The organism is Phyllobacterium lublinensis, assembly GCF_020164435.1.
Classification (GTDB): domain Bacteria; phylum Pseudomonadota; class Alphaproteobacteria; order Rhizobiales; family Rhizobiaceae; genus Phyllobacterium; species Phyllobacterium lublinensis.
The window spans coordinates 100,568-115,616 of sequence record NZ_JAIUDQ010000005.1; the positions used below are offsets into that span (position 1 = coordinate 100,568).

Sequence of the window (15,049 nt, forward strand, 5' to 3'; positions counted from 1 at the left end):
GCCCGTAGCATCTCGTGTCGTCAGTGAATTTGGCCATGCGAAACTGCACGCCGTGGTGCTAACAACAGGATCGGACGGGCGTGAGCCGGCGCAGTTTGTTTCTGGATATGAGGGTGCGGCAAGTACGTAACGGTAACATCGCCTCTTTTCGTTGAAGAATGTTTTCTGATGGTCGTGCCACGCTGCTAGCGCTGGCCGGGGCTTGTGGGAGGCCCGCTTGATTGACGCAGAATGAGCTCAACGGGCCAAACCTCGTGGATATGCTCCACCGGCTCGCCATCAAGAACCCGTACGAGCATCTCCGCAATGCGGATTCCCGCCGAACGGATCGACGAACGCGTTGTCGTCATCGACGGAACCATGTTGCTGGCATTCAGATAGGGAAATACGTCGTCATGGGCGATGATGGAAACTTCCTTGCCGATTTCATAACCCTCTGAGCGGATCGCTCGCGAAACACCCAGCGCGGTCATCATCGAACCGGCGATAATCGCCGTGGGGTGCGGATCACAGGCCAGTAGCCGCTGTGTCTCGCGGAACGCCACTTCATCGGAGAAGCGTTCGTGCACAATGAAGCGCGGGTCCACTGGCACGCCGCGTCCCTGAAGAGCCTCGCGGTAGCCGAGCTCTCGATGTTCGGAAAATGTATGTCCTTTCAAACCATCGATCATAGCGATGTGCCTGTGACCGAGATCGAGCAGATGGGAAGCGGCCTGACGGAAGGCGCCGGCATTGTCGATGTCGAGCCATGCGTGCGGTGCTTCTATGTTCGTGCGTCCATGCAGGACAAAGGGAAATTTCTCTTCAATCAGCATGGTAACCCGTTCATCCATCAGGGTAGGACCCGTGACGATGATTGCGTCGACACGCTTGCTTGAAATAAGGCGCTGGTAGGATGCTATCTCGTCATTGTTGGTTACCGGGCTCATCAGGAGATCGAATTCGTCCTGCGAGAGGCGTTCGGCCAGGCCGGAGAAGAATTCGCTGGTGTGAGGGCCAAAACGTTCGCTGCGATCATTCGGCATGAGAATGCCAATTGCGCCCACACGTCCAATTGCAAGACGTCGGGCATTGGCATTGGCGCTATAGCCAAATTGCAACGCGGCCCGGCTGACACGTTCGCGGGTGGCTTTGTTTACTTCGGGATAGCCGTTAAGGGCGCGACTGACGGTCGTCTGCGAAAGGCCCAGTTGTTCGGCCAGTTCTTTGAGTTTCATAACAAGCGATCCAATGGTTGCGTGCGCCAATTCCGTTCGGCAGCACGACGCTCAAACCTTATCCTATGCAACCGAACATATTCAAATTGTATCAAAATTCAAAGCGCTTTGAACAATAGTACATATTTAACGACTGTCAACAATTGCTGTGGCAGGTCATCGCGCCAGCAGCGATATTCCGCTATCCATGGCTAAACTCTTGTTAATTCGCGGCTTTTCAAACGTAAACCTCGTCCACGCATTTCCGGGGTCACGGGCAAGGCAAAATTGCGGTTGACAAGCTCCCAAGGCTTTGCCACTTTTCAATTCAAAGCGCTTTGAATTTCAGATTGTCGGGGATGATCATTGCGCTTCCGGAGGAATTTTTGACATGTGAGGGGCGTCACCGGAGGGTGAAGGCCTGATTTTCATCAGATTTTGGGAGGGAACCATGATCGCTAAGTCATTTGCTACAGCCCTTTTGGCTACAACGTTGCTGGCTTCGGGGGCATTTGCCGCCGAACTTTCCATCGTGTCGGGCGATACGGGCAATGGTCGCGAATTCCTGCGCAAGCAGCTCGATCGCTTTGAGAAAGAGACGGGCAACAAGGTTTCCATCGTTGCCATGCCCGCCAACAGCTCCGACAATTTCGGCCAGTATCGGCTGTGGCTCGCTGCAGGAAATACCGATATTGACGTCTATCGGACGGATGTCATCTGGGCCCCGCAGTTGGCGGATCAGTTTGTCGACCTGAAAGAAGCTGCCAAGGATGTGATCGATCAGCACATTCCTTCGATCATCGAAAGTCAGACGGTCGAAGGCAAACTTGTTGCACTGCCAATGTTCACTGATGCTCCAGCACTCTATTACCGCAAGGACCTTCTTGAAAAATACAAGAAGCCCGTCCCCAAGACCTGGGATGAAATGGCGGCGACAGCAAAGGAAATTCAGGACGCAGAGCGCGCTGCGGGCAACAAGAGCGTCTACGGCTATGTCTTCCAGGCCAATGCCTATGAAGGTCTGACTTGCAACGCGCTGGAGTGGGTCAAATCTTCGGGCGGTGGTCAGATCATTGAACCCGATGGAACGATCTCCATCAACAATCCAGATGCGGCCGCTGCAATCGACCGCGCCAAGGGGTGGGTGGACACGATTTCGCCGAAGGGCGTACTGGCTTATACCGAAGAAGAAGCGCGTGGCATCTGGCAGACGGGCAATTCCGTCTTCATGCGCAACTGGCCTTATGCATATGCTCTCGGGAGCGGCAATGACAGTGCCATCAAGGGCAAGTTTGACGTCGCTCCGCTGCCCAGCGGCAAGGAGGGGCAAAGTTCGGCGGCAACCCTGGGCGGCTGGAATCTGGCTGTCTCCAAATATTCGAAGGCGCCGGATGAAGCGATCAAGCTGGTTCTTTTCCTTGGTTCCGCTGAACAGCAGAAGGAGAGGGCCATCGCGCTTGCCAGCATGCCGACCATCAAGTCGCTTTACGACGACAAGGACATCGCTGCCGCCCAGCCGCTGATTCCCGAATGGAAGCCGGTTTTCGAGAGCTCCGTACCGCGCCCGTCTGCGCCCACAAAGGTCAAGTACAACGAAGTGTCCAATATGTTCTGGAGCGCCGTTCACGACACCTTGTCGGGCAATGGCACTGCAGCCGACAATCTTGAATTGTTGGAAGCAAAACTGACGGAACTTCAGGGAGGTAGCTGGTAGCCCCTTGCCAGCAAAGGGCACGGTGCGGGCGCTAATCTGAACCTCCCGGATGAGGCCCGCACCGCTCGCCTGAGCAAATCACTGACTTGAAACAAGATCACGGGCATAACTATGACCCCTTCCTCCGCACGTTCAGAGCTTTTGCGGCAGCGCGCCAGGTCAGCGCGGCTGTTTCTTATTCCCATGATCCTGGCACTCGGCATCGTTGCAGGCTGGCCGTTGCTTCGGACAATCTATTTTTCCTTCACCGACGCTTCCCTGACCAACATGGCGGCGGCGAAGTGGGTGGGATTCAAGAACTACCTGTCATGGGTCCAATTGAAGAGCGGTCGCACGATCTATTCGGGCCTGTTGGCCGACCCTGCCTGGTGGAATGCGGTCTGGAACACCGTCCGTTTCAGTGTCATCTCGGTAACGCTTGAGGCGTTTTTCGGCATGATCGTTGCACTCGTGCTCAATGCCGAGTTCAAGGGCAGGGGCATCGTGCGTGCGGCCATACTGATACCCTGGGCGATCCCGACCATTGTATCCGCCCGACTGTGGGGATGGATGCTGAATGACCAGTTCGGTATCCTGAATGATCTGTTCATGCGGCTCGGCATCATCAGTCAGCCTGTTGCCTGGACTGCCAGTGCCGACACGGCGATGACAGCCGTGTTGATTGTCGACGTCTGGAAGACGACGCCGTTCATGGCACTTCTCATCCTTGCGGGTTTGCAGATGGTTCCAAAGGACATCTACGAGGCCGCCCATATCGACGGTGTTCACCCGGTCCGGCAGTTCTTCCGCATTACGCTGCCCTTGATCAAGCCAGCACTGATGGTCGCCATTATCTTCAGGCTGCTCGACGCCATGCGCATCTTTGACCTGATCTATGTGCTGACACCCAACAGCTCACAAACCAAGACCATGTCCGTGCTTGCGCGCGAAAACCTGATCGAGTTCGACAAATTTGCTTACGGCTCGGCCCAGTCAACGATGTTGTTCCTCGTCATAGCGCTTATGACCATCGTCGCGATCTGGCTTGGCGGCGTACGCATGGATTCAGGAGACCGCTGATGATTTGGAACCTCACCAAGACGGCTGCTTTCTATGCACTCGTGGGACTGATTGTCGTTCTGGCAGTGTTCCCATTCTATTATGCGATCATCACCAGTTTCAAATCCGGCAGCGCACTCTTCACCGTTTCATATTTGCCAACGTCTTTCTCGCTGGACAACTACAGATCGGTCATCAGCGCCGGCAGTTTCAGCCGCAACCTGCTCAATTCGGTGATCGTGTCCAGCCTGGTCGTGCTCCTGGCGCTGCTCATAGCAGTCACCGCGTCATTTGCCCTGGCACGCGTCCGGTTTCGTGGTCGCTCCATGCTGCTGCTGACGATCCTGTCGGTCTCCATGTTTCCGCAGATTGCTGTATTGGCGGGGCTTTTTGAGGTCGTTCGTTACCTCGGTCTTTACAACACGCTGTGGAGCCTGGTGTTCTCCTATACAATATTCACGCTGCCTTTCACCGTATGGGTCCTGACTACTTTCATGCGGGACCTTCCCGTCGAAATCGAAGAAGCGGCAATCGTGGATGGAGCAACGCCTTGGGTCATCATTACCAGGGTTTTCCTGCCGCTCATGTGGCCGGCGATGGTGACCACGGGCCTGCTTGCCTTCATTGCGGCGTGGAATGAGTTCCTCTTCGCGCTCACTTTTACATCTTCCACCGAAACACGAACAGTGCCGGTTACCATTGCGCTCCTGTCGGGTGCCAGCTCGCACGAAATTCCATGGGGAACGATCATGGCTGCTTCGGTAATTGTGACCGTGCCGCTCGTGGTTCTCGTTCTGATTTTCCAACGCAAAATTATCTCCGGTCTGACAGCCGGCGGCGTCAAGGGCTAAGGAGTCCTCACATGACATCCATCCATCTCAACAATGTCCGCAAATCGTTCGGCACTTTCGATGTGATCAAGGGAGTCGATCTCGAAATAAGCCCAGGCGAGTTCATGGTTTTTGTGGGCCCTTCGGGTTGCGGCAAGTCAACTTTGCTGCGCCTGATCGCCGGACTCGAAGACATTACGTCAGGCACGCTGGCCTTCGACGACAAGGTGGTCAACAGCCTGACGCCATCACAACGCGGCATCGCAATGGTGTTTCAATCCTATGCGCTGTACCCGCACATGACTGTTTTCGATAATATGGCGTTTGGCCTCAAACTGGCCAAAGGTAGTGCCGGGGAGATCGAGCGGCGGGTGCACGAAGCGGCAGAAATGCTGCAGATAACGGCCTACCTCGATCGCTTGCCGAAGCAGCTCTCCGGTGGTCAGCGGCAACGCGTTGCCATCGGCCGCGCCATCGTCCGCGATCCGAAGGTGTTTCTGTTTGACGAACCCCTGTCCAATCTCGATGCCGCACTGCGGGTGCAGACACGGCTCGAGATTGCCAAACTGCACGCTAAAATGCATGAAACGACGATGATCTATGTGACGCATGATCAGGTTGAAGCCATGACCCTGGCTGATCGCATCTGTGTTTTGCGTGACGGCATAGTTGAGCAAGTGGGTACGCCGCTTGAGCTTTACGAGAAGCCTCAATCGATCTTTGTGGCGGGCTTCATCGGTTCGCCGAAGATGAATTTCCTGACCGAGAGGCACGCGGACTCCTACAAGGCACATATCGTTGGAGTCCGGCCGGAGCATTTGGAGATCAAGGAGAAAGATGGAGCCTGGGATGGCAAGCTGATCTTGTCCGAAAACCTCGGCTCTGAGACCTACCTTTACATCGATATCGGCGCCAAGGATCCGCTTGTCGTCAGACAGGACGGCACTGCACGTCAGCAGCCGGGTGAGCGGCTCTACATTTCGCCAATCAACGACAATGTCCATCGCTTTGACCAAACCGGCCGGCCCGCGGCGTCTTACTAGCACAAAAATCAGGCAACGAATGAGCCGGTCATCCGTTGCCCTTTGAAATCCTCCCTATGGCACACAGCATGAACAGGAATACGACAATGACCATCCGAACACTCGTCTGGGGCGAAAACGTTCATGAAAAGATGAACAAGACAGTCGCTGAGATTTACCCCGAGGGCATGCACAATCAGATAGCCAAGCTCCTGGCAGCGGACGATAACCTTGCCGTAAAGACCACGACCTTGCAGGAACCGGAGCATGGGCTGACGGAGAAGGCGCTTGGCGAGACAGACGTTCTCATTTGGTGGGGGCACCGCGCCCATGGCGATGTCAGCGACGAAATCGTTGAACGCGTTGCCAAACGCGTCTGGGAGGGAATGGGCCTGATCGTCCTGCACTCCGGGCACTTCTCGAAGATCTTCAAACGCTTGATGGGTTCGCCCTGTGCGCTGCACTGGCGCGAGGCGGGCGAGCGTGAACGGCTCTGGGTGGTCAACCCCGGTCATCCTATTGCCAAGGGCTTGCCAGCCTATTTCGAGCTGGAGAACGAGGAGATGTATGGCGAGCCGTTCTCCGTACCGGAACCGCTCGAAACGATCTTCGTATCGTGGTTTCAGGGTGGTGAAGTGTTCCGTTCCGGCCTTACCTATCGGAAGGGTGCGGGCAATGTGTTCTACTTCCGTCCTGGCCACGAGACATATCCAACCTATCATGACGAGACAGTCGGCCTTGTACTGCGCAATGCAGTGAACTGGGCGAACAATCCGAACCGGTACCCCGACATTACCACAGCGCCAAACGTGCCGGTCGAGAAGGCCATTGAGCCGATTTCCGCGCGGGGTGGCAGTCTTCACGAGGCCGGCGAAGAAGGTTTCAAGTAAGCGTTACCCTACCACTGGTTGTGGCTGCCAGCCCGGCTGGGGTCGCGGTGATATCATATTCTGATGCCTGCCTGCGAGTTTGTGCGGCACTTTAACTAAGGACTGGACCATGCGCCTTTTAATCTTGGGGACCGGCCATATGGCCCATACACACGCCCGTCATTTTATCGAGATCGAGGGTGTGACGCTTGCTGGTGCAGTCGACGTCGACCCTTCTCGAGCGGAAGCATTCCGCGAGAAGTACAATATCCAGCGAGCATTCACTTCACTAGGCGATGCCGTCGCGTGGGGAGAATTCGATTCGGTCGCCAATGTGACGCCAGATAGCGCACATCATGCGACGACGCTGCAATGCCTGGCCGCCGGCAAGCATGTGTTCTGCGAAAAACCGTTGGCGACAAACTATCAGGACGCCATGGAAATGGCGGCAAGGGCCGAGTCATCCAATCTGGTGGGAATGGTGAACCTGACCTATCGCAACGTCGCGCAGCTGCAGGCCGCCCGCAAACTGGTGACAGGTGGAGAGGTCGGCAAGATCAGGCACGTCGAGGCGTCCTATCTGCAGAGCTGGCTTGTTTCAAAGCAATGGGGGGACTGGCGCTCGGAAAGCAAGTGGCTCTGGCGCCTATCCAAGAAGCATGGGTCTAATGGCACATTGGGCGACGTCGGAGTGCACATTCTCGATTTCGTCGTCCACGGCACGGACACGGAGATAGACGAGATATTTTGTCGACTTAAGGCTTTCGACAAGGCGGACGGTAACCGTATTGGCGAGTATGAACTGGATGCCAACGACAGCTTCACCATGACCGTCAGCTTTACCAATGGTGCGTTGGGTGTCGTCCATTCGAGCCGTTGGGCGACAGGCCACGTCAACGAATTGCGTCTTCGCGTATATGGCGACAAGGGGTCCTTCGAGGTGGTCCATCGCCACGATGGGTCAAAACTGCTCGCATGTCTCGGTGACGACATCGAGACTGCTACATGGAGAGAGATTGAGGCCGAGCCTGTTTCTACAAATTATCAGCGCTTTGTCGATGCGGTGAGGCAGGGCAAGGTATTGGAACCATCATTCCTGCATGCGGCCAAGCTGCAGAAGGCGCTCGATCTCGCCAACATTACGGAGATCGACCGCAGGGAGCACCGGTTGGAAGGGTAATCAGGGATACAAGCCGTGTCAGCCAGATTCACGGCTCTAGCGCAGCATCAGCACCGTGCATGTCGAGCCTGCCTTGCTCGCGGCGGCATGCGGCTTGCGGATAATCAGCCCGTCGGCATCCGCCATGAATTTGAGCATGGATGAATCCTGTACCGCAAATGGCGTTGCAATCAACGTGCCGTCCGCATCCATCGCGACGCGGGCGCGAACATAATCCTGGCGCAGATCGTTGGTTCCCATATCGCTTCCCAAAACGGCAGTCCGCAAGTTGGGAGCATGCGGCAATCCCAGCACGGCACGGATGAGCGGTTTCAGGAAAATGTGGGCGCAGATCAGGCTTGAGACAGGATTGCCAGGAAGACCCAGGATTTGCATCCCGTTGAGCCTTCCGAACATCAGCGGCTTGCCGGGTCGAAGCGCGATCTTCCAAAAATCGAGTTCCATGCCGCGCGCCGCCAACGCCGGCTGCACGAGGTCATGATCACCAACGGAAGCACCGCCAAGCGTTACAAGCATGTCCGCTTCTGCGGAAATCGCCCGATCGAGTGCTTCGCTCAATGCTTCAAGACGATCTTCAGCGATTCCAAGGTCGACGGGGAGAGCGCCCGAATTTCGGACGATTTCCGCCAGACCATAGCTGTTGGATGAGATTATCTGGTCCGGCCGGTAACTGCCGCCCGGTTTGACCAGTTCGTCGCCGGTCGCCAGAATTGCCACGCGCGGACGCCGCACCAGAGGCACGGTTGGATGATTTGCAGCCGCGGCCAGGGCGAGCGCGGCAGGATCAAGTAGACGTCCGGCATTCAGCAGCAAATCGCCTTCATCAAAATCCAGCCCGGCCCGTCGAACGTTCTTTCCATGGGGGGCCGTCTCGGCGATCTCGACACTGTCGCCTTTGCGGACAGTGTTTTCTTGAATGACGACCGTATCGGTACCCTGCGGCAATGGCGCTCCGGTCAGGATACGGACAGCTTCGCCTGCACCGACCACACCGGCAAACCCGTGTCCCGCTGCAGACTGGCCGATCAGCTTCAACGTGACCGGTACCTCGGTCACGTCAGCGGCCCGCACGGCATAGCCATCCATGGCCGACGCAGCAAAGGGCGGCTGTTGGCGGGTTGCCCGCAAATCCGCAGCGAGAACGCGTCCGCCGGCTTCATCCAGGGGAACCATCTCGGTGTCACCCCTTCGGGCACCACCAAGAATTCGCGCCAGCGCCTCATCAACGGGAAGAAGTCCTGCCATTTCTATTTCTCGCTCGCCGACCAGTCACCGGACTTGCCGCCGCTCTTTTGCAGGAGACGTATGTCTTGAATGACCATGCCCTTGTCGACCGCTTTGGCCATGTCGTAAATTGTGAGGCACGCGATCGAAACCGCCGTCAGCGCTTCCATTTCCACGCCAGTCTTGCCGGTCAGCTTGACTGTCGCAACGACCTGCAATCCGGGCAAGGCTTCGTCGGGCTCTATCTCGACTGAAATCTTGCTCAGGAGCAGGGGATGGCAGAGCGGGATCAGATCATGGGTCTTCTTCGCGGCCATGATGCCCGCAATGCGCGCCGCGCCAATGACGTCGCCCTTGGCGGCGTTGCCCGACTTGATGAGCGTCAGCGTTGCAGGTTGCATCTTCACTGAACCTTCGGCGACGGCGATACGCACCGTTTCAGCCTTGTCGCCGACATCGACCATGCGGGCTGCACCCGTCTCGTCGAGATGCGTCAGCCTCGCGCTCATGCGGCGTCCGTTTGCGCTTCCGCCGTGCCATACAACAGCGTCTTGGTCGCAGTTGTCACATCCTGCTGCCGCATAAGGCTTTCTCCCACAAGGAAGCTGCCGATACCGGAGTCGGCGAGTCTCAGGCAGTCGCTGTTTGTGAACACACCGCTTTCGCTCACAAGGAATTTCGCCGGCGGCACCATTTTTGCCAGGCGCTCCGATACTGCAAGGTTAACGTCGAAAGTGCGCAGATCGCGGTTGTTGATACCGAGCAACGGGGATGACAAGCGCAATGCGCGTTCCATCTCCGCCTCATCATGCACCTCGACAAGCACATCCATGCCGAGTGATAGGGCGGTTTCTTCGAGGGCCCTGGCGATGTCATCTGTGACACTTGCCATGATGATGAGAATGCAATCGGCACCCCAGCTGCGGGCCTCGAAGACCTGGTAGGTATCGAACAGGAAATCCTTGCGCAAAGCGGGTAGGCTCGTCGCATCGCGCGCGGCAATCAGGAACTCCGGTGCGCCCTGAAATGACGGACCGTCTGTCAGCACCGAAAGACAGGCGGCACCGCCCAATTCATACGCCTTGGCCAATTCTGCCGGGTTGAAATCAGCCCGGATCAGACCCTTGGAGGGACTTGCCTTCTTGATTTCAGCGATGAGTGCAAATTGTCCACTCACGCGCTTTGTCTCAAGCGCCTTGAGGAAGCCGCGCGGCGCCTCCACGTCTTGCGCCCGCCCCTTCAGATCATCAATACTGACGGTTGCCTTTGCCGCGGCGATTTCGTCGCGCTTATAGGCTTCAATCTTCCGCAGAATGTCAGCCATGCTCAGCTTGCCTCGCTGTTGGACACGTGGACGAGCTTTCTTAGCACATTTCGTGCTGCATTGCTGTCGATCGAATGTGCGGCCATTGCTATGCCTGTCTTCAGGTCTGGCGCAGCGCCGGCAATGACGAGCCCGGCGCCCGCGTTGAACAGCGTGATATCGCGGTAAGCGCCGTGTGCACCGTCAAGGACAGACAACAGCGAGACGGCGTTCTCATCCGCGGTACCGCCCTTCAGGTCCTGCGGATCAACGAGCCGCAAGCCAAAGGATTCCGGATCGATCTCGAACATGCGGATTGCGCCGTTCTCAAGGGCTGCCACTTTGGTCACGCCTGCCGTGGTAATTTCATCCAGGCCGTCGCCATGGACCACCCACACGGATTCGGATCCAAGATTTTTCAGCACGTGGGCGACGGGTTCGACCCACTCGGGGGCAAACACCCCGACGAGCTGCCGCTTGACACCCGCCGGGTTGGTGAGGGGGCCGAGCAAGTTGAAAATGGTACGAGTACCAAGTTCGACACGGGCGGGACCCACGTGCTTCATTGCCGGGTGGTGCATTGGCGCGAACATGAAGCCGATACCAGCTTCATTGATACACTTCGCAATCAACTCCGGACCGATCTCTATGTTGATGCCAAGCGCGGCCAGCGTGTCGGCCGCACCGGAACGCGAAGAAAGGGCGCGGTTGCCGTGCTTGGCTACAGGAACGCCAGCACCCGCCACGACGAAGGCGGCGCACGTCGAAACATTGTATGAGCCCGACTGGTCACCGCCTGTCCCCACAATGTCGACGGCATTAGCCGGAGCATTCACCTTCAGCATCTTGGAGCGCATGGCGGAGACCGCACCTGCGATCTCATCGATGTTTTCGCCGCGCACGCGCAATGCCATCAACAAGGCACCGATCTGCGCCGGCGTTGCCTGCCCGGACATCATGATATCGAAGGCCTCAACAGCTTGTTCGCGGGAAAGGGCCTTACCCGCCGCTGCAATGCCGATGAAACTTTTCAACTCTGCCATTGCTTCCCTTCCGGCCTAACGGGCAAGCGCCTGATTGATGACGGTTTGATTGACTGTCACAGGATAAACGGTCTGCAATTGCACGACCAACTGGTCGAGCAGATCATCGGCGAGCCGTGATGAGAAGGCTTCGCGTTCAGCCGTGGTCAGCGACTCCGGCCCGACATTCGCTGGTTCGATGGATTCGGCAACCTTGAAAATGAGCTTCGACCCGTCGGATGCAGATTCCGTTACGCCGACCAGCCCCTGCGGACCGTCGAATACCGAAGCTACCCCGCCCTCGCCAAGGTCGACATCCTTGCTTTCACGGGTAATGCCGCGTTTCGTATCCTTGGTAAACTTGAACTCGGCAGCGATGTCATCGAGCGAGGCGCCATCGGCGACACGCTTGCGAACTTCCTCGGCCTTTTCATTGAGACGCTTTTCTTGTTCGGCAGTTTTCCAATGCTCGATGACGCGAGCCTTAACCTCGTCCAGCGGACGTTCGCGCGCAGGGGTTACGCTTTCAACGTCGTACCAGAGATAGCTGTTGGATCCGAGATTGAACGGTTCGTTGTCAAAGCCGACGTCGGCCTGGAAGATCGCTGCCAGCTGATTATCGTCAAACGGCAGGTTTGGTATTTCCTTTTCGTCCGGGCCGCGCCCCGTCTGGTCGGTTGCCTCGATCGTGACCAGTTTGAGATTCTGTTTGGCTGCGGCGTCGGCCATGCTCGCGCCCTCGGCACGGGCGTTTTCATAAGCATCATGAACATCGGCAATGGACGAAGCCGCCTGTGTCAAGGCGATGGTCTCGCGGATGTCCTTTTCAACCTCGGCGAGCGGTTTGATTACTTCCGGGTTGATGGCAGAAACACGAACGATAACGGGACCAAAAGCGCCCTTCAACACATCGCTGACACCATTGGCCTGAAGGCCGAAAATCGGATCGGCTATGGATTGGTCGGGCAGGGCGGTTTTCGGAAACGTGCCGAGCCGAACGTCGTCCAGTGTCTTGCCTTCCGCCTTGACGATGTCCTCGAAGCTTGTGCCTGCAACGATCTTGTCGTGGGCTGCCTTGGCCGCATCTTCATTGGCGAACGTCAATTGTTCGACCGTGCGCGTCTCGGGTGTCGAATACCGGGCGATATTCTTGTCATATTCGGCCTTGATCTCTTCGGGCGTTACGCTTGCCGGATTTGCGATGTCCGTTGGCTCAAGCTTGACAAAGCTGACCTTACGGTACTGGGGCGCACTGTATGCTTCCTTGTTTGCCTCGAAATAGGATTTCAGATCAGCATCGCTGGGATCGGCAATATCGGAAACAAAGCTTTTCGGCATCGAGACATAGTCGACGGTCCGCGACTCGCCCTTGTAAATGGCGATTGCCTTGAGCAGCGTGTCAGGCACCTTGATGCCATCGGCGACAGCTTCAACGATCTGCTGCCGGCGGGCCACCTGCGCACTGTTGTCAAGATAGTTCTGGGGGGTCATGCCTGCGTTTCGCAGTACGGCATCGAACTGGGCAGGGCTGAATCGGCCATCGGCCCCCTGGAACGCCGGGTCCTCTGCTGCAAGCTGCGCCAGCCGGTCCTTGGAGAGACCAAGTGACATGGTCCGTGCCTGCTCATCCAGAACAACACCGGCGACCAGGTGAGCCTGAACCCGATTGCCAATCCCGATCGCATCCGCCTGTTCACGCGTCAGACGTTGCCCGAAACGCTGCGACAGCGCATTCAGCTCACGATCATAGGCAAGGCGGTAGTCCACCGGTGAAACCTCCGAATGGCCGGCGCGAATTGCCGCATTCCCGCCGATAGCGCCAAGTATGGTGTTAGAGACCCCCCATCCGGCAAAGCTGATCACGAGAAGGCCCATGAGCACCTTGACCACCCAGGTCTGTGCAACATTGCGGAGAGAGTCGAGCATATAAAGTCACCGTATCAGTCAAGAGGCTTAATTTGAATCCAATGGGGAATAGCGTGATGCAAGGCTTGTGTCGATTGCTTTATCCAGTGAATTTGGTAGTCAGGCACTCAATGATCGAAGAAAACCGCTAAAATCATTATCTGAGGAAGATCCAATGACCCCTGACGTCCGCCCGCTCGTTGCAGGTAACTGGAAAATGAATGGCACGGGGGAGTCGCTCGACGAATTGCGCATGATCGTCAACCGGCCCAATTCCGCCATCGGCGAAAAGATCGATGCATTGATCTGCGTCCCGGCAACGCTCGTGTTCAGGGCGGCGCAATCCGTCGAAGGCGAGGCGTTGAGCATTGGCGGCCAGGATTGCCATTTCAAGAAGTCTGGGGCTCATACGGGCGATACATCGGCGGACATGCTGAAGGATGCCGGTGCATCCCACGTTATTGTCGGCCACTCGGAACGCCGGTCCGATCACGGAGAAACCGATGCGATCGTCAATGCCAAGGCAAAGGCGGCTTGGGATGCGGGACTCGTCGCCATCATATGCGTCGGCGAAACCGAAGCCCAGCGGAAGGCAGGGTCCACACTCGACGTGATATCAACGCAGCTTGCCGGTTCCGTTGCGGATGGCGCCAATGCGCGCAATACAATCATTGCCTATGAACCGGTATGGGCAATCGGCACGGGCCTCACGCCGACAGTGGGCGATGTGAAGCAGGTACATGCTTTCATCAGGGCGGCACTCGACAAGCGCTTTGCGGCGGATGGTGCAAGAATGCGCATCCTCTATGGCGGATCCGTCAAGCCGTCCAATGCGGTCGAACTCTTGGGCGTTGAGAATGTGGATGGAGCACTGGTTGGAGGGGCGAGCTTGAAAGCTGCCGACTTCCTCGCCATCTGTGAGGCATATCATTCTCTTTGAATGGCGAGAAAAACCGCGAGAACCGCAAGAAAACTGTCGCCTGACGGGCTTGGTTTATTGACCGATCCGGTGTAAAGAGCCGCGTCCGACACCTAGAAAGCAGAACATATTCCATGCAAACCGTCGTTATCGTCATTCACCTTCTGATTGTACTTGCCCTCGTTGGCGTCGTGCTCATGCAGCGCTCTGAAGGCGGTGGTCTCGGAATTGGCGGCGGCTCCGGCTTCATGACTGCGCGCGGCGCTGCGAATGTCTTGACGCGCGCGACTGCCATCCTGGCCACAGGCTTCTTTATCACGTCTCTGGCCCTTGGCATCATGGCACGCTACGGCGAAAGCCCCACGGATATTCTCAACCGGATTCCAGCTGCCACAGGCAACCAGCCTGCCGGACAGCAGCCGCCAGCAAGCGGTGGCATCCTGAATCAGCTCGGTGGTTCATCGTCGAATAATGCGGCGCCAGCGTCGGATGCGCCGGCAACGCCACCGGCATCGGGTTCGGCTGCGCCTGGCACGACTGCCCCGGCAACGCCCGAATCGACACTGCCTGCGCCGACTGCACCAGTCACGCCTGCGCAGCCCGCGAATCCAGTTCCCAATTCACAGTAAGAACGTTCGCGTGTAGAATGCTTGGTGGTGGCGCAAACATAAGTGTTGCGCTTCCGCAACCGTTACCGATGAAGAATCGAACAGGCTAGTTCTTCACGGCTATTTGCATTGAGAAGAATCCGGTCTTCGGATATCGCGATACCAGGTTGGCCTCAGGGGCCGGGCAAACGCCGTGAGGGCGTTGTGCAGTCTATGCGG

Annotated in this window: 14 protein-coding genes; 8 read left to right on the forward strand and 6 right to left on the reverse strand. The window is 57.1% G+C overall.

Annotated features, from left to right (window positions below):
• Window positions 1-185 precede the first annotated feature (185 nt).
• A complete protein-coding gene (locus K9U38_RS08460; protein WP_224493909.1) occupies window positions 186-1,217 on the reverse strand; it encodes a substrate-binding domain-containing protein in 1,032 nt (343 codons plus the stop codon).
• A 430-nt stretch (window positions 1,218-1,647) separates the two neighbouring features.
• On the opposite strand from K9U38_RS08460, the gene K9U38_RS08465 reads away from it, so the two are divergent.
• The 6 genes from K9U38_RS08465 to K9U38_RS08490 all read left to right on the forward strand — a co-directional run bounded on the left by K9U38_RS08465 (window position 1,648) and on the right by K9U38_RS08490 (window position 7,849).
• On the forward strand, window positions 1,648-2,910 hold the full coding sequence (locus K9U38_RS08465; RefSeq protein WP_224493910.1) for an ABC transporter substrate-binding protein: 1,263 nt from the start codon (window positions 1,648-1,650) through the stop codon (window positions 2,908-2,910).
• Window positions 2,911-3,021: 111 nt separating this feature from the next.
• Window positions 3,022-3,969 carry a carbohydrate ABC transporter permease gene (locus K9U38_RS08470; protein WP_224493911.1) on the forward strand — a complete coding sequence of 316 codons (948 nt, stop codon included), beginning with the start codon at window positions 3,022-3,024 and terminating at the stop codon, window positions 3,967-3,969.
• Window positions 3,969-4,799: a carbohydrate ABC transporter permease gene (locus K9U38_RS08475; RefSeq protein WP_224493912.1), complete on the forward strand. Its 831-nt coding sequence runs from the start codon at window positions 3,969-3,971 to the stop codon at window positions 4,797-4,799. The genes K9U38_RS08470 and K9U38_RS08475 overlap by 1 nt, the downstream gene beginning before the upstream one ends.
• 11 nt (window positions 4,800-4,810) lie before the next feature.
• Entirely contained in the window at window positions 4,811-5,821 is a 1,011-nt protein-coding gene (locus tag K9U38_RS08480) for an ABC transporter ATP-binding protein (protein WP_224493913.1), read from the forward strand.
• 86 nt (window positions 5,822-5,907) lie between these two features.
• Window positions 5,908-6,690, forward strand: coding sequence for a ThuA domain-containing protein (locus K9U38_RS08485; RefSeq protein ID WP_224493914.1), 783 nt, complete (start codon window positions 5,908-5,910; stop codon window positions 6,688-6,690).
• A gap of 109 nt (window positions 6,691-6,799) precedes the next feature.
• On the forward strand, window positions 6,800-7,849 hold the full coding sequence (locus K9U38_RS08490) for a Gfo/Idh/MocA family protein (RefSeq protein WP_224493915.1): 1,050 nt from the start codon (window positions 6,800-6,802) through the stop codon (window positions 7,847-7,849).
• A gap of 36 nt (window positions 7,850-7,885) precedes the next feature.
• On the opposite strand, the gene K9U38_RS08495 is transcribed toward K9U38_RS08490, so the two are convergent.
• The 5 genes from K9U38_RS08495 to K9U38_RS08515 are packed head-to-tail and all read right to left on the reverse strand — an operon-like array spanning window position 7,886 to window position 13,324.
• A complete protein-coding gene (locus K9U38_RS08495; protein ID WP_224493916.1) occupies window positions 7,886-9,094 on the reverse strand; it encodes a molybdopterin molybdotransferase MoeA in 1,209 nt (402 codons plus the stop codon).
• Between the two features lie 2 nt (window positions 9,095-9,096).
• Window positions 9,097-9,582, reverse strand: a complete 486-nt coding sequence (gene moaC / locus K9U38_RS08500) for a cyclic pyranopterin monophosphate synthase MoaC (RefSeq protein ID WP_224493917.1) — start codon at window positions 9,580-9,582, stop codon at window positions 9,097-9,099.
• Complete coding sequence (gene trpC / locus K9U38_RS08505) at window positions 9,579-10,397, reverse strand: indole-3-glycerol phosphate synthase TrpC (RefSeq protein WP_224493918.1); 819 nt, start codon at window positions 10,395-10,397, stop codon at window positions 9,579-9,581. Before trpC ends, moaC begins: the two co-directional genes overlap by 4 nt.
• A 2-nt stretch (window positions 10,398-10,399) precedes the next feature.
• The gene (trpD, locus tag K9U38_RS08510) at window positions 10,400-11,419 is read right to left on the reverse strand and encodes an anthranilate phosphoribosyltransferase (RefSeq protein ID WP_224493919.1); all 1,020 of its coding nucleotides are present in this window, start codon (window positions 11,417-11,419) and stop codon (window positions 10,400-10,402) included.
• Window positions 11,420-11,434: 15 nt separating this feature from the next.
• Window positions 11,435-13,324 (reverse strand): peptidyl-prolyl cis-trans isomerase, encoded by a 1,890-nt coding sequence (locus K9U38_RS08515; RefSeq protein WP_224493920.1) that lies wholly within the window; start codon window positions 13,322-13,324, stop codon window positions 11,435-11,437.
• A 154-nt stretch (window positions 13,325-13,478) separates the two neighbouring features.
• Between K9U38_RS08515 and tpiA the strand changes: the two genes are divergently transcribed.
• Both tpiA and secG read left to right on the forward strand, forming a co-directional pair.
• Window positions 13,479-14,243: a triose-phosphate isomerase gene (gene tpiA / locus K9U38_RS08520; protein ID WP_224493921.1), complete on the forward strand. Its 765-nt coding sequence runs from the start codon at window positions 13,479-13,481 to the stop codon at window positions 14,241-14,243.
• Between the two features lie 113 nt (window positions 14,244-14,356).
• Window positions 14,357-14,851 (forward strand): preprotein translocase subunit SecG, encoded by a 495-nt coding sequence (secG, locus tag K9U38_RS08525; RefSeq protein ID WP_224493922.1) that lies wholly within the window; start codon window positions 14,357-14,359, stop codon window positions 14,849-14,851.
• The last annotated feature ends 198 nt before the right edge of the window (window positions 14,852-15,049 follow it).